The organism is Viridibacillus arvi, from assembly GCF_001274945.1.
Classification (GTDB): domain Bacteria; phylum Bacillota; class Bacilli; order Bacillales_A; family Planococcaceae; genus Viridibacillus; species Viridibacillus arvi.
This window is the reverse complement of sequence record NZ_LILB01000001.1, coordinates 1,137,354-1,161,797: the sequence shown is the minus strand read 5'-3', so window position 1 is coordinate 1,161,797 and position 24,444 is coordinate 1,137,354. Positions and strand designations below refer to the sequence as shown.

Here is a 24,444-nt window from a genome sequence, read left to right as displayed (position 1 = left end):
TATTTATGGAATTCAATACATTACAATCCATCCTTTTTAAAGGAATTAAACGATTTAGTGACGAGCCTGCTATCACTTTATTGCCATCAGAAGAGACGTTAACTTACAAAGAGCTGGTGGACAAAACAGAGCAGATTGTAGGCTATTTACTCCAATTAGGTGTAGCAAAGGATACTCATGTTGCTATGCTCATTCCAAATAGCTTAGAGAATGTGCTGTTTAACTTAGCTATACAACAATGCGGTGCTACATTGATTCCGTTAAATGAGAAATTAGGGCTGCGTGAGGTCGGTATAATTTTGGAAGATTCAAAGCCGAAAGTGATAATTGTAGCAACACAGACACACGTTGAGCCAATTCATGACTACTTGAAGAAGTCGGAAAATTCTACAATTCATGTAATTGGCCTTTCAGGGTTTAATGTAAACTATCCGGAGAAGTTTACATTGTTCAATTGGCCAGAGAAGAAAGTGATGCTAGAAATACCAAAGGCTTCACCAAAGGATATTGCACTTTTGACGTATACAGGCGGAACAACAGGGACACCTAAAGGAGTAATGCATTCGCAGGCAGGATTAGGAGCAGCCTTATTTGCTTCTTGTATGGAAGATCCACTTGATGATCGAGATCGTTTGTTGATAAGTTCTCCGCTCGTTCATTCAGTTGGTTCCCTTCTTTGGAGATCTCTTGTCTCGGGAGTACATGCCTATATAATGCGTTCATTTGATGCTGAATATGTGCTTAATGTAATTAAAAAATATGAGATTACGACTACATTCATGGTACCGACCATGTTATACAGAATACTGGATCTGACAAAGAGTATAGAATATGACGTGAGCTCCATGAGAAATATTTACTATGGTGCTTCACCCATTTCACATGAAAGACTAAAAGAAGCTTTCGAAGTGTTTGGTCCAATTATTCGTCAGCAATATGGGATGACAGAATGTAATATCGTCATTACGAGACTGTCAAAGAGTGCCCATTTACAGGCTTATGAAAACAACTCAAATGTATTGAAAAGCTGTGGAAAACCTTGCTTGATGACGGAAGTACGTGTTGTGAACGAGCAAGGAAAAGATGCTTCACAACATGAACTTGGGGAGATTGTTATTAAATCACCATCGATGATGGTTGGTTATTATCAAAGACCTGAAGCCACGCAAGAAGTACTGCGTGATGGTTGGTTTTACTCCGGTGATATTGGCATGTGGGATGAGAATGGGTATCTGTACATCGTAGATCGGAAGAAAGATATGATTATTTCAGGTGGGATGAACGTCTATTCCGCTGAAGTTGAACGTGTTGTGAATCAGCATCCAGCAGTTTCTTTAAGTGCTTGCATCGGAGTACCGCATAATGACTGGGGAGAAACGGTTTGTGCCGTAGTCTTATTAAAAGAAGGTTACGACTGTTCGGCAGAAGAAATTATCAGTTTTTGTAAGGAAATCACATCGAATTATATGATACCTAAAGAAGTTCATTTTCTAGATAAGTTTCCGCTCACACCGATAGGTAAGATTGATAAAAAAGAATTGAAGAAGAGATATGTTCAAGAAGAGAAAACGGAACAAGTAAACTAAAATGAAAGTTTAGCTTGAAGCTTACATGTTAAAGCAATTTGAATTGTAAGCATAATATACTTAAGTTCAATATAGATTACTAGTTTCATATAAATCGAAATACTTTGCCGAATCTATAGTTACAACCTTGAAATTACTGATGATAATTTCAATCTTTAATAAGAGTTTCCTGCATTGCAAGTATTTTTATTCAAAGGGGAAATGGATATGGAAAGTACCGCTAGTAGTAAGCGGACCGAAAAGATAGTTCACTCAAGCAGCAAAATGGCGAGGGAAGTAGACACTGACATTAGGTCGAGTAATAAGAGGGGGAGTATTCTTGCATTTCTTTTATTTATAGGAATGATTTTAAGCTATTATGACCGCTTAGCTATTAATATCGCAATGGTTCCTATAGAGAAAGAATTACTTCTTAATCCATCACAAACGGGGTTGCTGCTGAGTGTTTTTTTTATTAGTATGTCCATTATGCAACCACTTGGAGGATGGCTATCCGATAAATTTGGTGCAAGAACTCTTATCATCATTTCCATGTTGAGTTGGTCAGTATTTACAGTTATGACAGGTTTGGCATGGTCTTTTGTTTCCTTATTAATTATTCGATTCTTATTCGGTTTGGGAGAAGGGCCTTATCATCCAGCAGGATTAGTGGTGATTCGAGAGAACTTTCCTGAAGGGAAAAGGGGGAGGATAAATGCATTTTTCCTTTCAGCGCAACCGTTAGGAGGCGTGGTAGCTAGTTTAGTTGCTACCGTAATGGTGGTGAAATTAGGTTGGCGCTGGACGTTTATGAGCGCTGGAATCTTTGGGATATTATTAGCCTTAGCTTTTTGGTTGGTTCTGCAACCACGAGAAACACCTAAAAGAAATGTAAGCGGTAACAAATTGGTTAAGGTTCCTTTAAGATTAGTAATTAAAGCGGAAAGCATCTGGAAAATAATGTCGTTTAAATTTTTAGCAAGTGTGGTCAACTGGGGACTTATGTCTTGGATGCCGTTGTATCTAGTAAAAGAAAAGGGAATTAATCTCCTAGCAACCGGTGGGTTAATAGCTATTCCTTATATAACCGGTTTTCTGATGTATAATCTGAGTGGCTGGATTCTAGATAAATATATGATTGGACGTGAAAAGTACTTAGCTGCAATGGGTGCTTTAGTAGCTGCTATATTTCTCTATTGTATGTCACAAACCACGTCCATCATTCTTTTAATAACGTTTCTTACCTTAACTACTATTGGAATCTCTTTTATAGGAACAACGCTCTTTACGATTATTATAAAATATGCACCTAAGGAGGTCACTGGTTCAGTTACAGGGCTAGTAACTTTGACTACTCAAGTTGCTGGAGCGGTTTCTCCGATTGTGATTGGCTTGATTATTAGTCTTTTCAATGGTTCTTTTGATGCGGCGTTTTGGTTTTTATCCATTTCGGCATTATGTGGGATGATTATCGGGCTTACTATTAATAATAATAGAGGAGCTGTAAAGTCTTAGTGCAAGTGATTTATGTATGACACAGGGGTATTTATTAAAAACAAAAAAGGTACCTGTTTTTGAGAGCAGTGAACATGTATTGCATATTCAGGTTCATGAAGGAATGCTAAAAAAATTCAAAGGCATTTTAAATTGCTAGTAGCAATAAAATTCTTACCCAAGAACAACAAAAACCCCCGACAGGTTTAGTCGAGGATTTTTGTTGTTGAAATATATAGTTTTCGTGTAATTGTAGTTTGAATCATATTTATTAATCACTGTTATTAGTCATTTTATCTACCAAGAGTATTAGGTGAAGCAATCATAATAGGTTTAATTTACTTCTGTTTTTCTAACGATAATTTTAACCCTGTTTGATAGTATTGAGTCATCATTTCTTCAGGAACCATGCTTCCGCCAGTTCCCCAAATAATATGTGTACCATTACTCATCTTTTCTTTTAAGTTATGCTTCTGTAAATAATCGGTGCCTTCATTACATAATTTAGTTGGTCCAATCATGCCTGCTAATGCAGAAGGTTCTAAATGAATCCCCTCAGTATCGACTAGTTCTTTTAGCAACATATATAACTGTTCATCGCTAACCGTATAATTACCGCTTAAAAAAGGCTCCATAGTTTTACCGACAAACCCAGATGGCTTTCCTACAGCAAGTCCATCTGCATCTGTGACATTATCTATACCAAAATCTTGTACAGAAACTTTATCATGAAGGCCTGTCATTAAACCAAGTAACATACATGGTGAGTGGGTAGGTTCTGCAAAGAAACAGTGAACATGATCTTGATACAATAATTTTAAACCAAAAGCTACGCCTCCAGGACCACCACCTACTCCACATGGAAGATAAACAAATAAAGGATGATTTTCGTCTATTGTTACTTCTAGTTCTTCTAATTGTTTTTTTAATCGACTAGCAGCCACTGCATATCCTAAAAATAGGTCGTGAGAATTTTCGTCATCCACAAAATAACATGTTGGGTCACTATCTGCTTGGATTCGGCCTTCCTCTACTGCTTTACTATAATCAGCTTCATATTCAATAACTTTGACATTTTTACTTCTAAGCAAGTCTTTTTTCCACTGTTTTGCATCAGCTGACATATGAACAGTAACATTAAACCCTAATTTTGCACTGATGATGCCAATACTTAGTCCTAAATTTCCAGTCGAACCTACAGCAATTGAATATTGTGAAAAGAAATTTCGGAATTTATCACTATCTAAAATCGAATAATCATCTTGAAGTGTTAACATTTTATGCTGAAATGCTAAGTTTTCTGCATGTTTGAGAATTTCATAAATACCACCACGAGCTTTAATAGATCCTGAGATGGGAAGCTGATTATCACATTTTAGTAATAATTCACCTAGTATAGCTTGTTGATATCCTTGTTCTAAAGAGCGTTTCATGTCAGGAATTTTGACTAAAGGAGATTCTATAATACCATTTGTTTCTTTTGTTTCAGGGAAAACCTTAGCAATATATGGAGCGAAACGTTTTAATCTTTCCTCTGCATCTCTTACAGCATCATTAGTAAGTGGGGATTTTTTTATTCCCGTTTGAAATTTTTCGATATTTGGATTCATCCAAAATACTTCTTCCAAAGAAATGAGCTTATTTAGTAAAGGATATTGTTCTTTCAATTTTTGTCTCTCTTTGCTTTCAATTTTTTTCATTTGTCTGATCCTCCTAATTTTCTTGTAGCAAGTCAATATATAAATTATAATTAAATAAATTTAAATACAGTTTAACACACAGTTACAATCATGTTAATTTAAATTTACTTAATTTAAATTAAATTTAATGTATTTTAAGGAGTATTGATTATGGAGAATATAGATATTGGTAAAAAAGTAGAGAAATTTAGAAAAGCTCAAGGATTAAGTAGCAGGGAATTGGCAAAATTAGCGGAAATTACACCTTCAATGTTAAGTCAGATTGAACGAGGTTTAGCGAATCCGTCTATTCAAACCCTAAAAGTCTTAGCTAAAGTTCTAAATGTTCCAACTTTTAGTTTTCTACTTGAAGAAATAGTTACGGAGGATTTAATCGTAAGGTCCAACAAACGTAAGCAAATAATCATTGATAATTTAACCTATGAGTTATTGTCACCTGATTTTACAGGTAATTTGGCAACAGCGATTATGAAAGTACCTTCGAATACATCCTCATCAGAGAATCCTTTAGAACATAGGGGAGAGGAAGTGGCATATATTTTAGAAGGGAAAATTAAGTTATATTTGGATGAAGATGAATATGTATTAGAGGCTGGTGATAGTGTAAAGATACCAGCGAATTTGAAACATAAATGGGAAAATATTTTTGTTGAAAATGCAGTTGTATTATTTTCAGTTACACCTCCTGCGTTTTAATGTAGATAAATCTAATCTCTTCTTTTAATGAAATGTTTGTTTCGAGAAAAATGAATATTGTATGAAAAAAACACACATAAAACTATTCCATTTCTGAAAGGTGCTATGTGTGTTTAGTTTATTAAAGTTAAACAATTTTATTGGTTTGTTGAAAAATTTTATGTTATCAAGAGCAATCAAATAATAAAGAAATTGCTATTTTATATATACATTACTTACTAGTTCATTTTTGATGATGTCAGTTGGAATAATAAACTCGACTACACCCATATAACCAGGAGAAACTTCATATTTATCAAATGAAATTACTAATTTGCCTTTGTTATTTATATAGAAATTTTGATTCTTACCTATCTTTTCAAATGGATCAAATACTAACTCTTCACCGGTTCCACTTACCCAATAAGTCAATTCAGGATCTTCTTTCATTTGTGATCTCATTTGCTCTTGAATATTTTCACTAATAACTTCTATATAATTTTCGTTCTTAAATAAGCTAGGTAGTGTTATGAAAATTTCCTTCTCTTTGTCAATCGTATTAAATTTCATTGTCGTTGATGAGGAACCAACAGTATTCACATAATACCTAGCGATTGAAAGAAGTTGTTTGGTGTCTGTTTTAATTTCATAACCACTATTTTCACCTAAATGTCCGCCGCCATTTTTCTTCAGCTCTTTCATATCAGCTAAAAATGCTTGATATAATTGCTCACTCTCTTTTAAATATTTTTCATTTAGACTGTTTTCTAATTCTTTGTTTTCTAAGTTAGTTAGTGCTGGAACTTTGTAGTCGGCTTTGTTAGTACCTTCATCAACTTTAAACTCTCTAAACGTAATTATGTTCACAACTTTATCTAAAATCGGAATATCAGTAAAAGCATACGCAATAGTTGAACTTGTATTGACACTCGTAATAAACAAAGATGCTGCAACTGCAACTCCTATATACATTTTTTTTAGTTTGCTTTTCTTCTTTTGATGTAATGCATCATTAACGACGGTTTGTATATGTTCCGGTATTTCAATTTCTTGATATTCTTTTATCAGTTGTTTCATTCTCTTCATTCTTTTGAACCTCCTGGATTCACTCTTCTAGTTCTATTTTCAATAGCTTCAATGCTTTATATAATCTTGTTTTAATAGTATTAACATTTTCTTCTAATACATTGGCTATTTCTTCAATCTTCATATCTTCAAAAAAGCGAAGCATAATAATGGAGCGATATGAATGGGGTAACGCTTCAATTGCTTTTTTCAAATCTATATTGGTATATTCATCCGTGGTATTAGGTAAATGGAATTCAATGTCTTCTGCTTCCATCATAATTACTTTTTTTCGCTTTCTAATGCTATCAATAGAAGTATTAATTACTATTCGATACATCCAACTTTTCATTACGGACTCATCTTCAAGCATATGAAGCGAACTTAATCCTTTCCGAATAGATTCCTGGACAACATCTAAAGCATCTTGTTGATTTTTCATATAACTATAAGAAAAGCGATATAGGTTTGTATGATTTTCAGTTACAAACCGTATGTAAGCTTTCTCTAATTTTCTTTTTTTGAACATAATATTACTCCCTTGATACGTATCAAATTTGTATACGGTGCTAAGACGTCGGTTTCTTGCAAAAAGTTTTATGTAATTAAAATTTTTTCATAACTATTTTTGTTTTTGTGAAGTAACAATCAATTAAGGGAGATATATCTTGTGTAATTAGAAAAAGGAATAGCTTTTCTTATAGAATCAATTCACCACATTAAAAGTTATATTAACTATGAAACAAGTATAAAAATGGAAGATGAAGAGAGAGGATATAATAATAGAAGGCGGTTATCCTAAAGCAATTGGGAAAATAAATATAAACTACATCTCAAACACCACATTAAAGCTAAGAATGTAATTTTGAAAACAGATTAAGTTTGAACTGAATCCCGGTAGTAGACACTTAAAAAGTGACCCTATTCGGGGTTCAGTTTAATCTTTCATGTAAAACTATTTTTTACTTTTATTCGATTTTTTACTTTTGTTATTTGATTTAGGATTAAATTCAGCAGCAAATTCTTCTTTGTTATTAGGGTCATTATTATTACTGTTGTAGCTACTATTACTGTTGTCGATATTCTTGTTATGATTTCTTTCGTTTTTTGTTTTGTTGTTGTTTTTAGACATGGATTTTCACCTCCTAGAGTGTAAGGTGCACAATATTAGAATGTTTTATTCTTAATGAAAATTTCTTCATTTAAAACATAACAGGGAGATTGAAGATTAATTAAATCCACCTAAATTTTGTCATTTTTATCCAGAAATAAATGTTAGTATCAATAATAAGAGCATAGTTATTATTGCTTCAACTAACGAGGTGACTAATATGAACCAATTATCATTAAGTAAAAGAGTAGACATGGAAATATTACATCAATGTGTTTCAAAGATATTAAATGTACGAGTTAATTGTGTGGAAAACTGGGGATTGGATCCAATTGTTTGTAAATCCCTTAATTTTACGACAGAAGGAATTTACCGTATTCACGGAATTGTAGATATCATGGGAAAAGAAGTACCGTGGTCTCTTGTGGTAAAGATCATAAAGCCTGGACAAGTAGAAATGAATGATCCATGGTATCACAACTATTGGAGACGTGAAGCATTGGTCAACCAGTCAGATATTTTGGATAATCTCCCTCATGTTATTAATACCTCAAAATGCTATAACGTTGAGGAAAAAACAGATGGTTCAGTGTGGATATGGATGGAAGAAATAATAGAAGATAGTATTAAGATTTGGTCTGAAAATGATTATGCATTTGTGGCTCGTCAATTGGGGATTTTCAATGGAGCTTATGTAACAGGTCATACACTTCCAGAACAGACCTGGATTTGTTGCAATTGGCTTGAGTCATGGATTAGTGGATGTAAAAGATATGCTAGTGACCCAACCATTTATTATCCTCAAATTCAGCGTAGACTTGATCTCGAAAATATTTGGAATTCCTATACCTATTTAAATAATAATATTAATAATCATCTCCAAGCTTTGAGTAAACTACCGCGTGTTCTTGCTCATCAAGATCTAAGCAGGCAAAACATGTTCATAAATACATATCAAGATGCAGAGAAAGTGTTGACATTAATTGATTGGCAGTTTTTAAGCATCTCCGGGTTAGGAGAAGATTTAGGTAAATTATATGGTGTTGCGATGAGTCAAGGGAATATTCAAAGTGATCAAGGTGACTACTATCAAAAATTATTATTCAAAAACTATATTGAAGGACTTAAGGATGCTGGATGGAATGGGGACATAACATTACCAAGATACGGATTTTGTGTTTCTGTCGCTTTAAGAAGTGCTTGGGAAGTGCCCAAATTAATCAAGTTAGCGGCAAGTTCAGAAATTGATTTGAATGTAATCGAAAATCTCACTCGAATTGTAAGTATCCAAATGGATTTGGGTGTAGAAGCGGATAGGTTAATGAGGGATGTTAATCTGTGGGAGCAAGAATATATAAAATAATTAACTAAATATAGACGATTAAACTGGTTAGAAATTCTAATCAGTTTTTTTGTGAATGAATATTAAACATTGAACGATATTCATTTGTTACATCTATTTTAACAAAAATTTACATAAAATTTTATCCTGTTTTTGGGAAGTAATATACGGTAGTCTTAAAGAACAAGGGGGAATGGAAATGTCTGGATTACAAAAAGGTGAAGTATATTTAGTGGAACCTGATGATAACTGGGTGCAATCTTTCATAAATGAGAAGGATATTTTGCAAAGAGTTTTAGGGGACATAATATTAGATATTCAGCATATTGGCAGCACAGCTATTCCAGGAATTAAAGCTAAGCCATTAGTAGATATACTTATTGGTCTAAGAAAAATAGAAGATTTTAAAATGTTTGATTTTCAGGAGCTCAAAAAGAACGGTTATTATCATTTAGCGAAAGTAAACATTGAAGGCAAGGAAGTTATTGCAAAGTTTGAAAGTTTGGAGCCTCTAATCAAAACGCATGTTGCTCACGTTGTAGAGTATGAAGGGGATTGGTGGCAAAAGCATATACTATTCCGTGATCGCTTAACAGCGCACCCTGAATTAGCCAAGGAATATGAACAGTTAAAAATAAAGCTATCTAAAGAACATTCAAACAATGAAAATGCTTATGCTAATGCGAAGTTGGAGTTTGTGGATAGAGTCATTACGATGAATGTAGAATAGCTTTTGGAGGTATTATCTAATGGATATTTCTATCCTAAAATCAAGTTTAGTAAAGCTTAATGATTTCATTTACTTTGATGAAAACCATACTTTCGTAAAAATGTAGCAATTATGAAGCATTATTCATGTAAACACTCCTTTTAAAATACTATTCATCTTTTATGTACACTTGAGAATAGAAAATAAACAAATAGAACAAGTCTTTTTTTATATTCAAATGAATTTCACTAGTTTCTGTTTTACATAACAATAGTATTAATTAAAATATAAATGGGAAATAAAATAATTTAATGTAAAATAAGTAAAGTGTTAATTTTTGTATTTTTTACTAGCAACTAGTTTGAGAAATGGTGTTTTGGGGGAGAAAAAAATGAATTTTAGAGCTTTGGCAAAGATTACTTCAGCTTTTATAGTTATCTTCATGATTATTTTTATGATTAAAACAAATTTTGTAGATAAAGATGAATCTGCTGAATCAGGACTTAAAATAAACGATGTTGCACCTGATTTTCAATTGAAAAATTTAGCCGGTGAACAAGTGAAATTATCAGATTATAGAGGACAAAAAGTACTACTCAATTTTTGGGCTTCATGGTGTCCACCTTGTAAAGAAGAAATTCCGTATATGCAAAAGTACTATGAAGAGTATGGAGAAAAATCTGGTACGGTAATACTTGCAGTAAATATGACTAGAGTAGAAAAAGGCGGTAAAGAAAAAATAGCGGAATTTGTTGAGAAATATGAAATAACATTTCCAGTTTTAGTTGATGATAATGATGGGAAAGTTATGAAATTATATGATGTTCGTTCTTTTCCAACAACATATATAATAAATAGTGAGGGGGTAATTACTCAAAAAGTTAGAATGTCTTTAGACGATAAGAAAATCGAAGAAATTATTAATTAGAGTAATTAAATCTGTTAAAGTAAACAGATTTGCAATCAATATTATTAACAATAGATAGTAGATTGTATTTGAATTGGAGGTATTTATTATGCAAATAGAAAACAGCACTTTTCCAATACTAGAAACTGATAGATTAATATTAAGAAAAGTTACAGAAGTTGATGCAAGTAGTGTTTTAAAATATATGTCTGATAATGAAGTAGTAAAGCATATTGGATTAGAACCTTTTAACACAGTTGTGGATGCAATGGATGAGATCACCTGGTATCAAACAATATTTGAACAGGGAACAGGAATTAGATGGGGAATTACTTTGAAAGAAAATAATGAAGTAATTGGCAGCTGTGGTTTTCTTAACATGGTCCCTAAGCATTTTCGTACAGAAATCGGTACTGAATTAAGCAAAGAATACTGGGGACAAGGTATTGCTAGCGAGGCATTTGAAGCTGTAATTAGATACGGGTTTGAAAACTTTAAACTTCAAAGGATTGAAGCATTAATCGAACCTGAAAATACCGCATCACAAAAATTAGCTGAAAAGCAAGGCTTTATAAGAGAAGGATTGCTAAGAAATTATGAATTTACTTGTGGTAAATTTGATGACTTATATATGTATTCACTGCTAAAGCAAGATTTTGATTTAAGTGAGTCACAGAGTTAATTTAAAAACAGAAGAGGCTTATCCGGTTCATTAGAAGTCTCAATTCAATTTGCACAATAGAAATCATTGAAATATTCTAATTATTGTGGTAAGTTAATAAACAAATATGAGGTGAATTATATGTTACAAAGAAAAATTTTAAGTAACACTTTACAATTCCATCATCACATCTAGTCTTGCTATCCGATTTTTAAAATCGCGCATAGGAAGACTATTTATATTGAACTGCATCGATAAAGGGAATCACTTTTATCCGGTGCAGTTTTTTTATTTTCACAAAATTAGGGGGAATATCAAATGAGAAAAATGGATTATCAAAATGTTAAAGGTACACAAGATTATTTACCTGAAGCTGAAGTGATTAGACGGAAAGTTAGAAGAACGCTTGAGGACACATTTATACAATACGGCTGTAAACCACTTGAAACACCAATATTGAATTATACGGAGCTGATGGCTTCAAAGTACGGTGGTGGTGCAGAAATATTAGAAGAAATGTACAGATTAACTGATAGAGGAGAGAGAGATTTAGCACTTCGCTATGACTTAACGATTCCTTTTGCAAAAGTTGTCGCGATGAATCCCGCGATTAGAATGCCTTTTAAGCGCTATGAAATTGGTAAAGTTTTTAGAGATGGGCCAATAAAGACAGGACGATTCCGTGAATTTACACAATGTGATGTAGATATCGTAGGAGTAGAATCTCAAATTGCTGAAGCAGAACTGATGGAAATGGCCATTTCAGCCTTTAACAAGTTAGATTTGAAAATCGCCATACAATATAACAACCGAAAGTTATTATCTGGAATGTTAGAAATGTTTGAAGTTACTACTGAACAAATGAGTCCAGTAATATTAGTGTTAGATAAATTAGAGAAAGAGGGGGTACCAGCGGTAAAGAAGGAACTAAGTGAAATAGGTTTACAATTAACAGTAGTAGATTCCATCGAGCGTTTTTTAACTGATGAGAAGAATAAGACGATCAATTATTTTGTGCCATTTTCTAAAGTTAATAACAATATTAAGCAGGGCGTAAATGAATTAAAAGCATTAGAATCATTTTTAAAGTATTTGAAGATTTCGGAGAAATGTATTTTTAACCCGTTTTTAGCAAGAGGTTTGGAAATCTATACGGGTACAATTTATGAACTATTTTTAGTCGACAAAACAATTAAATCGAGCATTGGTAGTGGTGGGAGATATGATAATGCTATTGGAGGTTTACTCGGTTCGGAGCAGTCTTTTTCAACTGTCGGAATATCTTTTGGATTAGATGTCATTTATACGGCTATTTCATTAAAAGATTCAAATGCATTAGTGGCTTCAATACTCGATTATTACATCATACCAATGAACACATTAAAGGAATCCTTATTAGTTGCAACACAATTAAGACAGAAGGGATACAATGTAGAACTAGATATGAGTAACAAGAAAATTAGCAAAGCGTTAGACCGTGCAAATAGTGAAGGCATTCGAAATGTCATTATTGTAGGTGAGAATGAAGTAGAGCTTAATCAAATAACGGTGAAAAATATGGAGACAGGTGAAACGAGAATAGAGCCATTTCAATTTTTAAGCTAAGAAGACTTTCTACAAATGACTCTGTTTTACTTGATTGTTGGTTATTGTTTTGTAGGGCGAACATTCTATACACCCCTAGAATATAAGGTTGTATAGAATGTAACCAAAAATTAATACTAAAATTAATATGCCTGTACCTTTCCATCCCATACCGCCTGTTAAATCAGTTAAATTCCCACTACTACCTCTATTTAATGCATCGTGAATCGAACCAGAGGGATTATTTTTCAATTCACTTTGTCTTAAGCGTTCTCTTTTTTCTTCGGGTGTTTCTTTTAGACTCATATTCCACTCACATTTCTGCCCATTGCTTAACAGTGGCTATTTGTTTTTAATGCATTAAAGATTATATTCTACAAATATTCCGATAAGCCTTGTTATGCGATCATTTCTTTTATTGTAAAGGTAGCGTTTTTTCTAAAGCAACAGGAGAATTGCTAGTAGCAAAAGACATCTAACTTGACTAAAAAACAGAAAATAGATATGGTAGACAAATGATATCTATGATTAGGAGTGAATTATTAAGGTGAAATATTCAAAAGCAACGAATTACGCTCTTCATACCATGTTATATTTAGTCAATGTTACTCCTGAGAAGCATGTAGGTGTTCAGCAACTTGCAACACATCAAGATGTTTCAACTACGTATTTGTCAAAAATACTGACTAAACTTGCTAAGGCGGGGATGGTTGAATCAGTTTCTGGTGCCAATGGTGGATATAAATTAAAACCTAATTGGGAAGACATATCTTTTTTAGATATTATTCAAGCTATTGAAGGTCCTACATCCTTATTTGACTATTGTTTACATCATGATCCAAATTGCTTGATTCAAAAAGTTATTGTTTCAGCAGAAGAAAAGATGCTAGATGAATTAAGAAATCAAAAAATTGTAGACATAGCTAAACAAATGGCAGGGGCTCAATAAGCCCTGTTTTTTTACACTAATCATAGCTATTAGAGAGTATTAATATCTATAATTAAAAATACAAAAAAGAAAAGGATGAAGAAAATGACTATTTTTGATTGTATTATTATTGGAGCAGGTCCTGCTGGATTAAGTGCCAGTTTAACATTAGGACGAGCTAGAAGGAACATCGCAATATTTGATAACGGTACAAATAGAAACAGAGTAACACAGGAGTCACATGGATTTATCACTCGAGATGGCATTAAGCCACAAGAGTTTAAAGAAATAGGTTTAAATGAATTGAAAAATTATCCATCGGTATCGTATTTCCAAAAAACAATTACTGAAATTATCAAAGATTCTAGTAGTGAAAGATTTATCGTAAAAACAGAAGATGGCCAAGAATTTGTTGCAGAAAAAGTGATTTTAGCAGCAGGTATTCAAGAAGTATTTTCTTTCCAGAATGTACGCGAGTATTATGGGAAAAGTCTCTTTAGTTGTCCATACTGCGATGGATGGGAGCTACGAGATAAACCATTAGTTGTCATGGCAGATAATGAAGCACATATAATGCATTTGGCTAAACTAGTCTATAACTGGTCGAAAGATTTAATAGTCTTAACTAACGGAGTAGAACTATCTAAAGATGGGGCTAGTATATTACAAAAGCACAATATTAAAGTAAATACGGAGCCAATTAAAAAATTAATAGGCGATGACGGTTACCTTCAAAAAATTGAATTTGTATCAGGAGAAATGATATCAAGGTCCGGTGGGTTTGTTGTACCTTCGTTTTATCGACCAAATAAATTTGTAGAGCAATTAGGATGTAGAGTGCATGAAAATGGAGTAGTAGAGACAGATGGTTCTGGCCGCACATCTCAAAAAAATGTGTATATTGCTGGTGAAACCGAAAAATCAGGACCTACTTCTTTAATGTTTGCTGCTGCTGATGGCAGTAAAGCTGCATTCTCTGTAAATATTGATCTTACTACGGAACGTTTTTGATTAAATATACAGTGAAAAATTTGGACTGTTTGTAAAGGGTTTTACAACAATGTAATCGACTACAGGCTGAATAAAAGAAGCAGGGATATAAAAATACTTATATATATTTCTTTTACAAAAGTAACCTCAATCTTTCAAAGAATGAATAAGTTAATCTTATTTATTTCTTTTAATGATTGGGGTTTTATTAATAGTTTGCCATTAACATATATAGTAAAATTAAATTAAGTTTGGAAAATAAATTAGAGGGGTGTATAGATGAGTATTAAGTTTGAGGATTTCTACCGTGAAGAATTGACAATAGACGATATACAAGATGCAATGGCAGAGGGGGAAGTAACTTCAAAAGAGTTAACCATGTACTATCTTGATCGAATAGCAAAATATGATCAAGGTGGGCCTAAGATTAATTCGATGCTTGAAATAAATCCTGAAGCAATCTTCATAGCAGAAGCCTTAGATCACGAAAGAACGATCAAAGGGCCAAGAGGACCTTTGCACGGAATTCCAGTTGTCTTAAAAGACAATATTGAAACGAATGATTATATGCATTCGAGTGCAGGGACACTAGCACTCGAAAATTACTGTAGTTCAACAGATGCTTTTCTAGTACATAAATTACGACAAGCTGGAGCTGTTATTTTAGGCAAGGCTAATATGACAGAACTAGCAAATGCCATGTCGACGACAATGTGGGCTGGCTATAGTGCTAGAGGCGGGCAAGTGTTGAATCCTTACGGTGACCCCAATCTATTTGTAGGTGGTTCAAGCTCAGGATCTGCAGTAGCCGTAGCAGCAAACTTTGCGGTTTTAGCGATCGGAACTGAAACAGATGCATCTATTCTTAGTCCAGCTACCTTGAATTCAGTCGTAGGTATTAAACCTACCGTTGGACTAATCAGTCGAAAAGGAATTATTCCATTTACATATTCGCTGGATACAGCAGGCCCCTTTGCAAGAACTGTAAAAGATGCAGCGATTTTGCTTGAAGCAATGGTAGGTATTGATGAGCAAGATCCATCTACACATAAATTGAAAGAAAGGGATATCGAGAATTATACGAGTTATTTACATATTGATGGTCTAAAAGGAGCTAGGATTGGAGTCTTTACACATGGTTCCGACGGATTTTATAACTCAGATGAATATGATGGAGGGTTATTTGAAAATGCAGTTCAAACATTACATGATCAAGGTGCAACAGTAGTGAAAGATATTGAAATTCCCGCGTTTCATAGAGAACGTAATGGTGCTGTTCTTTTATATGAACTAAAGCACAGCCTCGACAACTATTTATCGAAACTTCCAACACAACAACCTGTACATTCTTTTAGTGAACTAATTCAGTTTAATAAAGATCATGCAGATAGAGCGTTAAAGAATGGGCAAGACAGATTAGAGCAACGTGAACATCTACCAAATACTTTAAGTAATCCAGAATATTTATCGGCGCGCTTAGAGGATATCTATTTTTCTGAACAACAAGGAATTGGCTTTGCATTAAAGAAATACAATTTAGATGCCGTTCTATTTCCATCCTATTTAGGTTCAACTGTATCAGCAAAAGCAGGTTATCCAACGATTGCAGTACCAGCGGGTTATATGGAATCAGGAAGACCATTCGGTATTACTTTTGCTAGCACATCATTTAACGAAGGTACATTGATCAAACTGGCTTATGGCTTTGAACAAGCGACTAAACATAGGAAAGTACCGAATATTTAGTAAGGTCTAATTGGAGAAGTATAGAAATTCATTACTTTATAATAATTATCATTTATATAAAAATAGTTAATAAAAAAGGGGAATTAGAAATGTGGAAAAAATCTCTTCCAGTCACTCAAAAGAATATACTCCTAATTATAGATAAAGCAGAAAGAGGGAAACTATGCAACCGTCAAATAAACCATCTAATAAGAAAAGAGTAAATAATGTCAAACCAAAACAGCGTGCCAATCTTTCATTTCGTATGAATATACTATTCTTCTCTATCTTTGTTTTATTTTCTTCACTTATTTTACGCTTGGGTTATATGCAAATTGTAAAAGGAGAAGATTATGTTGGAATCTTGGCAGAAACTGAAGAAGTAACGGTTAATACTAGTGTTCCTAGAGGTCGTATTTACGATAGGCTTGGTCGGGTTTTAGTTGATAACGAACCAAAGAATGCGATTACTTATACGAAAATGCAAACGACGACAACTAAGGAAATGTTAAAAACAGCCAAAAAACTGACTAGACTAATAAAAATGGATACAAAATCAATAACTGAGCGGGATAAGAAGGATTATTGGATCATACTTCATAATGAAGAGGCGAATGCCAAAGTAAGTAAAAAGGAAAAGCTTGAAATACATACGGATACAGAACTTTCAACTGCAGAACAACAAGCTAAAATAGATATTTTAATACGTAAGCGCATAAAGAATAAAGAGTTAGAATCATTTTCTAAATCAGATTTACAAGTATTGGCGATTTTCAGATTGATGGCTTCGGGCTACTACTTGTCTCCACAAATTATTAAAAGTGATGATGTATCAGATAAAGAATTTGCTGTCGTATCTGAACATTTGACAGACTTACCAGGCGTTAACACAACAACGGATTGGTCACGTGTGAAAAACTCAACATTAAGTATTTTAGGATCCACAACTACACCAGCAGAGGGTATTCCAAAGGATAAGCTGAAATATTATATAGCTCGTGATTATTCACGTAATGACCGTGTTGGGAAAAGTTATATTGAAGCTCAATATGAAGAGCAATTACAGGGCAAGAAAGCCGTTGTAAAAAATGATACAAACGGAAAAGGGCAAGTTGTAGAGACCAAGACAACATCAGAGGGCTCTCCAGGTGATGAATTAATATTAACAATTGATAGTGAATTACATGCTAGTTTGGATAAGATTGTTGAAAAACAATTACTAGCTGCTAAAGCACAAAGCGGATCTTCATTGCTCGATCGTGCCTTTCTCGTCATGATGAATCCAAATACAGGTGAAGTATTATCAATGGTTGGTAAAAAAATAGAGACAGATGAAGAAGGTAAAACCGTAGTAAATGATTATGCCATTGGGACATTTACCTCTGCATATGAAGTAGGATCAGTTGTTAAACCGGCTACAATTTTGACCGGTTATTCATTAGATGCAATTAATATAGGTGAAAAATTAATCGATACACCTATTAAGATAGGAGATACAATCAAGCAATCTATCTTTAATCCGTCAGGTTCAATTGTGCTCGATGATTTAACAGCACTTGAACGCTCGTCTAACGTTTATATGTTTAGAGTGGCGATGAAAATTGCTGGTGTAAATTATGTGCCTGGGGCAGGATTAGCAGTACAACAAAAGGATTTTACAAAGATTCGTAACTCATTTGCTCAATTTGGTTTAGGTGTTCAAACCGGAATTGATTTACCTGGTGAATTTGAAGGGGTGAAAGGAACTGAAACGTTATCTGGTAAACTACTTGATTTAGTAATAGGTCAGTATGATACTTTTACGCCTCTACAGTTAGCGCAATTTGTGTCGACAATTGCAAATGATGGAAAGCGTATAAAACCCCATGTCTTAAAGGAAATACGTGAAGTATCTGAAGATGGAAAAATATTAGGACCTATTGTAAATGATATTCAACCAACTGTATTAAACACAATAGATAATACGCAAGAAGAAATTGATCACGTGAAGAATGGTATGCATCGCGTTTACTTTGGAAGCCAAGGTTCAGCAGCTAGTAGCTTCCGTGATGCGGACTTCGATGCAGCAGGTAAAACAGGTACAGCACAAGTGGTTTATTATAGAGATGGAAAAAAGACAGATACTTTAACATTAACTCATATTGGTTTTGCGCCATATGATAACCCTGAAATTTCCTATGCAGTAGTTGTACCATGGGTGACAACAAACTCATCTATAGACAAGTCCATAAACAATATCATCGCACGTCAAGCTGTAGATAAATACTTTGAGATCCAAAAGAAAAATACGAAAAAGACTGGACAATTAGTAGAGGGGAAAATTAGAAAGCCAATCTCTGATGAAAAGATCGATGAAGAGGAGACTGGGGATATTTGATAGGAACTACTGAAAAAGAATGTGTTGGGAAATTGTAAACATATATGGCTATGTTAAAAGAGGGGGAGATTTCAATGCAATTATTATTCCATTATAACTGGTTAGTAAGAGAAGAATGGTACAGCTGGTGTGAGGATTTAACAGAAGAAGAACTTTTAAAGAATCGTACTGGAGGGGTAGGCAGTATATTACAAACACTCTTTCATATAGTTGATGTGGAGTGGAGTTGGATACGTCTAATACAAGGTAAAGAGGATTTTCAAGAAGATTTTGATGATTATAGGAGTATAAGCAAGGTTCGAGAATTAGACGCTAGATTTCATAAGGAAGTAGAAGAGTTTGTAAACAACTGGGATGAGAACATGGAAAGTAATAAATTTTACGATCTACAATCAGATGGCAGTCATTCAATAGACACTTGGGGTGAAGTGATGCGACATATTATTGCTCATGAAATTCATCACATCGGCCAATTGTCCGTTTGGGCTAGGGAAATTGGGAAGAAGCCTGTATCAGCAAACTTTATTGGCAGGGGACTCGGCACTCATTAAAATTATTAATCCGATACTTATTATGAAAATAAAGGGGTCTTCCACTTATGGATAAAGAAAGCGATAACCTAGAAAAAGTATCACACTATAGTAATAGCCGAACAACCAGTATGGAGACTACACCTGAGTTTACAAATAATAAGGATAAATTAGATTTTAAAACAGATGCGGATGGTTGTTTTAAAGGGGCGTATATCTTAAATCATCAAACTCAAACAGATGATAAACTCGTTTTCTATATATTAGTGGAAAATATAGACTCTCCAGTCAGCTTCATTGTAAATGGGGAAGAGAGTGAATATCACATAATACATGTTCCGAAATTAGGAGAAGTTACATTCGATTTTGAACTTTCTAATTTACCAATAGGTAAGCATATTATTCACTTAATTAATGAGCAATGTTTCGAATATGTTGAGCGAGTGCAAGGGTGTAACCCAAGTATTAAATATATTTACTCTCGAATTCATTTTTCTCTTGAAGTAACAAATGGAAAGATGCCATTAGAGCATAAAAAATATGAAATTATGCATGATCAGAGAGAATCAGATTTCCAAAACAGAATATCTTTAAAACTATTTGAAGATAAGAAACTTTCTATAGTGGCTGAACAAATTAAAGATGGCAGTTATTATCTGGCAATTAACAACGATAAAGATTATGAGATTAAAGGTCAATTGTGTATTATGTCAGATTACCGTTTAGAGAGTGCACAGAAATTAATAGTGCCTCTAAAGACCAAAGTTATAGTTCCTGTAAAGTTTCATAGAGATTCATTAAAAAAGAGTATCCGCTTTATATTTCTTATGATTCCAACAAAAATAGATGCAGAAGCAGGCATTCCTATTAGGAACGTTTTTATGAGTGAGCGCTTATTAGTACAAGATGAAGTGTTGAAAAAATAGAGCCATAGTAATTACTGACTGTTCCATGAACCTATTGCATAAAATGTATCTTAATCCTCTAAAAGAAAGAAGGAGATACAAAATGAAAGGTAATAGATGTTTTATATTTACTATACTCTTATTCTTTGCCCTTCTCAGTTCTTCCACTGTTTATGCACAAAACTTGACTTACCCATTTCTCGTTTGGGATGGAAAAGTATATGAAGTGTCCGAAGTAGTTTTGCTAGATGAAAAAATCGGCAATTTCATAGGAAAAGTCAATGCAAAACCAAATGACGCATCAGGAAATTATTATGGTAATGCATCAAATACGTTTGCAATTGGCACGAAGTATTATGAGATAAGCGAAATTTCAATGTCTGATGCTATTGCAGTAGAAAATGAAAATGGCCAATTCATACAAGCTGATTATGCACAAAAAGCAACAGAGCAACCAATGAGTATGTTGCAAAAAGGTATAGTAAACGCATCAATCATCGCTATACTTATTTTGATCCTTGGTGTTAGATATGGGCTGAAAAGAACTAAAACAAGGGAAATAAATTAGCCTATAAAAAATTCATTTCAGTTTAGATGTGAAAAATAAAGCGCATAGTGGGATTTTTCGGTTTTATCATATATGGCATCTTTACTTACGCCTTTTTTAGAAAATTTTTAAGGAGAGAAAAAAATGAATTTAGGGCATCCGATAGCATCAGGAAACACAGCGAAAATCTATCTTTACGAAAACAAGATCGTTAAAATATTTAATGACTATTTGCCGGATACGGAATCATCATATGAAGCAAATAAGCAAAAATATGCCTATTCGTGTGGGTTGTCTGTTCCTAAAGTATTGGATGTTACAAAAATAGATGGGAAACAAGCAATAATAATGGACTATATTAAGGGAAGAACATTAGGAGAGCTTATATCTGAAAATATGGATCAAGCAGAATATTACATGAATATTTCCATTGATATACAACAAAAAATTCATATGATTACTACGAATTCACTTGAACCAATGTCTGAGAAACTACGACGTCAAATTGAAGCTGCCCACAATTTGGATAAAAGACATAAGGCTGATTTAATACGAAAATTGGATTCGATAACATTTGAGAATAGGTTATGTCATGGGGATTATCATCTATATAACTTAATCATGTCAGATAATAAAGTTACAATTATTGATTGGGTTGATGCCAGTGCAGGAGATATACGTGCCGACATATATCGGACATTTCTTTTGTATTCACAATTTTCATCGGAATTAGCTGATATGTATTTGCGACTTTATTGTGAGAAAAGTGGATTATCAAAAGACAGTATTTTTCAATGGGCTCCAATCATTGCAGGAGCAAGATTATCTGAAAATGTATCATCGGAAAAAACTGAACGTCTTTTGGAGATAATAAATCATTACTGTCCTAGATAGCTATAATTTGAGTAGGGAATTGTGTAAAGCATAGTGATATGTTAGAAAATCAAAACCAGCAAATCCTATATAGAAACAGTTACTTTACATAGAATAATGCCAATAATATCAAAACTAATATTGCACAAAAGAAAATGTACCCTTCGATAAATGTCTCGTCATTAAACACGAAAAAGAAAGAGATGAAGTATTTTTGTTTACAGAAGAGTTATCAAAAGTTGAAAAAGTATTGATAGAAAAATTCGGAAGATTAGACATTGAAAATGTAGAAAAAGCCTATGAAAAATTTAGTACAGGACATCTTGATCAATTTGATCGAGCGTTAACTGTAGGAGAATTTGATGATTTAATGGTTCTGTTTAGCTTGATAAATGATAGCAAAACTCAGGCGTATTATTTTCAACAAGAAGAAAAGTATCTAAAATTTTTTAGGTATTTATTTAAGAAAAATGAGGATGTACCTGTTTACGCATATTGTCCAGAATTAGCAAGTAAACGAAAGGCGATATTTAGATTTCTTAAGCCGAGGTTAAACAAGCAGGAATGGTCACTTTTTAAAAAAGTAAAAAATAACCTTGTCACTCATAATGGTTTATTTGAAATAAAGTCTTTGGAGCACTTGGAAATTTTCGCAAAACTATCGTTAAGAGAACTTCACTTTTCTAACTTCTTTTTTGAAGAATCAGTATTAATCGGAAACTACGAATTAAGTCTCCCATTATACTGTTTTGAAGAATCATATATAAAAGAATGTCAAAGCAAAGCCAATGAGGTTGACCTATTTATTAGAACAGAGAAGGCAGAATGGGCAATTTAGTTTATTGAATCTGGATTTTTTGTTGGGATAAATAGGATTCTTGAAATATGAGTTGGATACAAAAGAATATAACATTGAAAGTAAAGTAAGGGATTCTTATAGCAATTTAATATGAATCCCTTTGCCATATAAACATATAAAAGTTTACACTTTGAAATAAACTCTTATCCTACTTAACTTCTAATACCTTATCTAAATATGCAACGATCTCTTCTTTTCCACCTTTAATAGATAAAGCTCGGACTTCATCTTTTTCCAATTTCTCTTGTGCTTTTTGAGCGACTTCTATTTCTTGGCCTTGTGGAATGACGACAACACCGTCTGCATCTCCAATAATGAAATCACCCGGTTGTACACTAAAACCACCTATTGCGATAGGAACTTGAATTACACCTCCTCCAAATTTATTGCCTGCAGCAACGGTTGTTCCTAGACTAAAAACAGGAAAGTCCAAGTCGCGTACTGCTTGGATATCTCGAATTACGCCATCAACTACTAGACCTTGAATCCCGACCCCTTTCATCATAGAAACGATGAAATCTCCAGCAACAGCACGATTTGTATCCCCTTTAGCATCAACCACCAAAATATCACCTGGCTGTGCAATACGAATAGCTTCTAGTAAAGCACCATTTTCACCAATCGGTAACCGTACTGTAAATGCACGTCCAGCTATATGATACTGATCTTTTAAAGGTTTAATTGCCGCATTTAAATTCGTTGTTCCTGCAAGTGCATCAGAAACCGCTGTTGTTGGTGAAGTCCGTAACAATGTTTCGGTATCAATCATGATAAAGGCCTCCCTATATTAGAATATTGTTATTCATATTATAGGCGAGTAGATAATATGACAATAGATTCTAGACAGAGGGGGAATATTGGCTATGAAAAGGGGATATGGATGGTTGAGTAATAAAATGTTTTTTGAGGAACGTATGTGATCAAATAATTTATGATTGAAGTATTAGTTCGTGAGTTAATTGAACAAGTTAAAATTACTTCAGAATAAGCTGATAATGCTAGGCTATTAAAAAGGAATTATTGTTTAGCATATTGAAGTAAATTATTTACATAATTTTAAGAGGGAGGGATATTGTGAAAGCGAATAATATTCAAAATTGGAAAGCTAGCACCATAGTATTATTGAGTCTATTAATTAGTGCCATATTAATCGGATGCGAAAATAATAATGATTTACAACAAACTCAAAGTACGAAAACAGAAGTTGAAATGGATACAAACAAAGAGCAGGATAATATTTCAGAATACACAAGTGAATTAGAATCGTTACAAATGCAAACAGAATATATGAATATGCAAAATCAATATTTAGTGAGTGTTATTAAACAAATGATGAAGAACTTTTCTAATGAAGAAATGTTAGAATTTTCTAAGAAACAGTTTGTATATGAGCTACAAGTTAATGGAGAATCTATTCCAAGAAACGAACGATTAGCAATCCCACAAGGGGATGTGGAAATTTTATTATTGGAAAAAGGTATGGGGTACGACTTTTTACCACCAAAATGGTTAGAGAAAGGGAGATTGAGTGGGGACTATATTGATCATATATTAAATTTTGATACTACAAATTGGACACCATTGGGAACTGATGGCACAGTTGCTACAGCACAAGGTTATAAAACTACAAATATGAAAGCAGGAGAACGTGTATCCTTAAATATTACTGATGATTTGAAAGAAAAATTAGACCTTGTAACAAATAAAATACAGATTGATGTAAACTAAGTTTTAATTAAGCGTTGATGAAAACCGTTTTTCAGAAAATTAATTAATAAAGAGTTTGAAAGAAAGTATTTAAAGAAGCAGGAAAGTAATGGAGGGACTGACCCCAAATGTATAGACAAATAAAAAAAGCATCTTCGATTGAATTCGGGTTTAGATACCTAAAATTCAA

The 24,444-nt window shown here is 33.4% G+C and carries 24 protein-coding genes; 18 read left to right on the top strand and 6 right to left on the bottom strand.

Features of this window, described 5'->3' with window-relative positions; all coding sequences use genetic code 11:
- The first annotated feature begins 5 nt into the window (after positions 1 to 5).
- Together AMD00_RS05470 and AMD00_RS05465 are read left to right on the top strand one after the other, a co-directional pair.
- Positions 6 to 1,586 (top strand): class I adenylate-forming enzyme family protein, encoded by a 1,581-nt coding sequence (locus tag AMD00_RS05470; protein WP_053416047.1) that lies wholly within the window; start codon positions 6 to 8, stop codon positions 1,584 to 1,586.
- A 207-nt stretch (positions 1,587 to 1,793) separates the two neighbouring features.
- Positions 1,794 to 3,080: an MFS transporter gene (locus AMD00_RS05465; RefSeq protein ID WP_053416046.1), complete on the top strand. Its 1,287-nt coding sequence runs from the start codon at positions 1,794 to 1,796 to the stop codon at positions 3,078 to 3,080.
- Between the two features lie 317 nt (positions 3,081 to 3,397).
- Here AMD00_RS05465 and AMD00_RS05460 read toward each other — a convergent pair whose 3' ends face one another.
- Entirely contained in the window at positions 3,398 to 4,759 is a 1,362-nt protein-coding gene (locus AMD00_RS05460; RefSeq protein WP_053416045.1) for a D-serine ammonia-lyase, read from the bottom strand.
- A 150-nt stretch (positions 4,760 to 4,909) separates the two neighbouring features.
- Here AMD00_RS05460 and AMD00_RS05455 point away from each other — a divergent pair, with 150 nt between their 5' ends.
- Complete coding sequence (locus AMD00_RS05455) at positions 4,910 to 5,455, top strand: helix-turn-helix domain-containing protein (protein WP_053416044.1); 546 nt, start codon at positions 4,910 to 4,912, stop codon at positions 5,453 to 5,455.
- A gap of 195 nt (positions 5,456 to 5,650) precedes the next feature.
- On the opposite strand, the gene AMD00_RS05450 is transcribed toward AMD00_RS05455, so the two are convergent.
- The 3 genes from AMD00_RS05450 to AMD00_RS23470 all read right to left on the bottom strand — a co-directional run bounded on the left by AMD00_RS05450 (position 5,651) and on the right by AMD00_RS23470 (position 7,631).
- The gene (locus AMD00_RS05450) at positions 5,651 to 6,520 is read right to left on the bottom strand and encodes a DUF3298 and DUF4163 domain-containing protein (protein ID WP_053416043.1); all 870 of its coding nucleotides are present in this window, start codon (positions 6,518 to 6,520) and stop codon (positions 5,651 to 5,653) included.
- A 19-nt stretch (positions 6,521 to 6,539) separates the two neighbouring features.
- Positions 6,540 to 7,028, bottom strand: coding sequence for an RNA polymerase sigma factor (locus tag AMD00_RS05445; protein ID WP_053416042.1), 489 nt, complete (start codon positions 7,026 to 7,028; stop codon positions 6,540 to 6,542).
- 426 nt (positions 7,029 to 7,454) lie between these two features.
- Positions 7,455 to 7,631, bottom strand: coding sequence for a hypothetical protein (locus tag AMD00_RS23470; protein ID WP_169786319.1), 177 nt, complete (start codon positions 7,629 to 7,631; stop codon positions 7,455 to 7,457).
- Between the two features lie 199 nt (positions 7,632 to 7,830).
- On the opposite strand from AMD00_RS23470, the gene AMD00_RS05440 reads away from it, so the two are divergent.
- From AMD00_RS05440 to AMD00_RS05420, 5 genes are all read left to right on the top strand, one after another.
- Positions 7,831 to 8,973 (top strand): phosphotransferase, encoded by a 1,143-nt coding sequence (locus tag AMD00_RS05440; RefSeq protein WP_053416041.1) that lies wholly within the window; start codon positions 7,831 to 7,833, stop codon positions 8,971 to 8,973.
- Positions 8,974 to 9,151: 178 nt separating this feature from the next.
- Positions 9,152 to 9,682: a GrpB family protein gene (locus tag AMD00_RS05435; RefSeq protein WP_053416040.1), complete on the top strand. Its 531-nt coding sequence runs from the start codon at positions 9,152 to 9,154 to the stop codon at positions 9,680 to 9,682.
- Positions 9,683 to 10,052: 370 nt separating this feature from the next.
- A complete protein-coding gene (locus AMD00_RS05430; RefSeq protein WP_053416039.1) occupies positions 10,053 to 10,589 on the top strand; it encodes a peroxiredoxin family protein in 537 nt (178 codons plus the stop codon).
- Positions 10,590 to 10,677: 88 nt separating this feature from the next.
- The gene (locus tag AMD00_RS05425) at positions 10,678 to 11,250 is read left to right on the top strand and encodes a GNAT family N-acetyltransferase (protein WP_053416038.1); all 573 of its coding nucleotides are present in this window, start codon (positions 10,678 to 10,680) and stop codon (positions 11,248 to 11,250) included.
- A gap of 297 nt (positions 11,251 to 11,547) precedes the next feature.
- Complete coding sequence (locus tag AMD00_RS05420) at positions 11,548 to 12,834, top strand: histidine--tRNA ligase (protein ID WP_053416037.1); 1,287 nt, start codon at positions 11,548 to 11,550, stop codon at positions 12,832 to 12,834.
- A 75-nt stretch (positions 12,835 to 12,909) separates the two neighbouring features.
- On the opposite strand, the gene AMD00_RS05415 is transcribed toward AMD00_RS05420, so the two are convergent.
- Positions 12,910 to 13,119, bottom strand: a complete 210-nt coding sequence (locus AMD00_RS05415) for a DUF6366 family protein (protein ID WP_053416036.1) — start codon at positions 13,117 to 13,119, stop codon at positions 12,910 to 12,912.
- A 241-nt stretch (positions 13,120 to 13,360) separates the two neighbouring features.
- On the opposite strand from AMD00_RS05415, the gene AMD00_RS05410 reads away from it, so the two are divergent.
- From AMD00_RS05410 to AMD00_RS05370, 9 genes are all read left to right on the top strand, one after another.
- Positions 13,361 to 13,762, top strand: a complete 402-nt coding sequence (locus AMD00_RS05410) for an Rrf2 family transcriptional regulator (RefSeq protein WP_053416035.1) — start codon at positions 13,361 to 13,363, stop codon at positions 13,760 to 13,762.
- 84 nt (positions 13,763 to 13,846) lie between these two features.
- Positions 13,847 to 14,752, top strand: coding sequence for an NAD(P)/FAD-dependent oxidoreductase (locus AMD00_RS05405; protein ID WP_053416034.1), 906 nt, complete (start codon positions 13,847 to 13,849; stop codon positions 14,750 to 14,752).
- A gap of 258 nt (positions 14,753 to 15,010) precedes the next feature.
- On the top strand, positions 15,011 to 16,477 hold the full coding sequence (locus AMD00_RS05400; protein WP_053416033.1) for an amidase family protein: 1,467 nt from the start codon (positions 15,011 to 15,013) through the stop codon (positions 16,475 to 16,477).
- A gap of 163 nt (positions 16,478 to 16,640) precedes the next feature.
- Positions 16,641 to 18,833, top strand: coding sequence for a peptidoglycan D,D-transpeptidase FtsI family protein (locus AMD00_RS05395; RefSeq protein WP_053416032.1), 2,193 nt, complete (start codon positions 16,641 to 16,643; stop codon positions 18,831 to 18,833).
- Between the two features lie 74 nt (positions 18,834 to 18,907).
- Positions 18,908 to 19,384 (top strand): DinB family protein, encoded by a 477-nt coding sequence (locus tag AMD00_RS05390; RefSeq protein WP_053416031.1) that lies wholly within the window; start codon positions 18,908 to 18,910, stop codon positions 19,382 to 19,384.
- A 47-nt stretch (positions 19,385 to 19,431) separates the two neighbouring features.
- Positions 19,432 to 20,289: a hypothetical protein gene (locus tag AMD00_RS05385; RefSeq protein WP_053416030.1), complete on the top strand. Its 858-nt coding sequence runs from the start codon at positions 19,432 to 19,434 to the stop codon at positions 20,287 to 20,289.
- Positions 20,290 to 20,371: 82 nt separating this feature from the next.
- Positions 20,372 to 20,836: a hypothetical protein gene (locus tag AMD00_RS05380; protein ID WP_053416029.1), complete on the top strand. Its 465-nt coding sequence runs from the start codon at positions 20,372 to 20,374 to the stop codon at positions 20,834 to 20,836.
- A gap of 123 nt (positions 20,837 to 20,959) precedes the next feature.
- Positions 20,960 to 21,709: an aminoglycoside phosphotransferase family protein gene (locus AMD00_RS05375; RefSeq protein ID WP_053416028.1), complete on the top strand. Its 750-nt coding sequence runs from the start codon at positions 20,960 to 20,962 to the stop codon at positions 21,707 to 21,709.
- Positions 21,710 to 21,902: 193 nt separating this feature from the next.
- On the top strand, positions 21,903 to 22,526 hold the full coding sequence (locus tag AMD00_RS05370; RefSeq protein ID WP_053416027.1) for a hypothetical protein: 624 nt from the start codon (positions 21,903 to 21,905) through the stop codon (positions 22,524 to 22,526).
- A 169-nt stretch (positions 22,527 to 22,695) separates the two neighbouring features.
- Here AMD00_RS05370 and AMD00_RS05365 read toward each other — a convergent pair whose 3' ends face one another.
- On the bottom strand, positions 22,696 to 23,316 hold the full coding sequence (locus AMD00_RS05365) for an RraA family protein (RefSeq protein WP_053416026.1): 621 nt from the start codon (positions 23,314 to 23,316) through the stop codon (positions 22,696 to 22,698).
- 305 nt (positions 23,317 to 23,621) lie between these two features.
- On the opposite strand from AMD00_RS05365, the gene AMD00_RS05360 reads away from it, so the two are divergent.
- Positions 23,622 to 24,275 (top strand): hypothetical protein, encoded by a 654-nt coding sequence (locus tag AMD00_RS05360; protein WP_053416025.1) that lies wholly within the window; start codon positions 23,622 to 23,624, stop codon positions 24,273 to 24,275.
- The last annotated feature ends 169 nt before the right edge of the window (positions 24,276 to 24,444 follow it).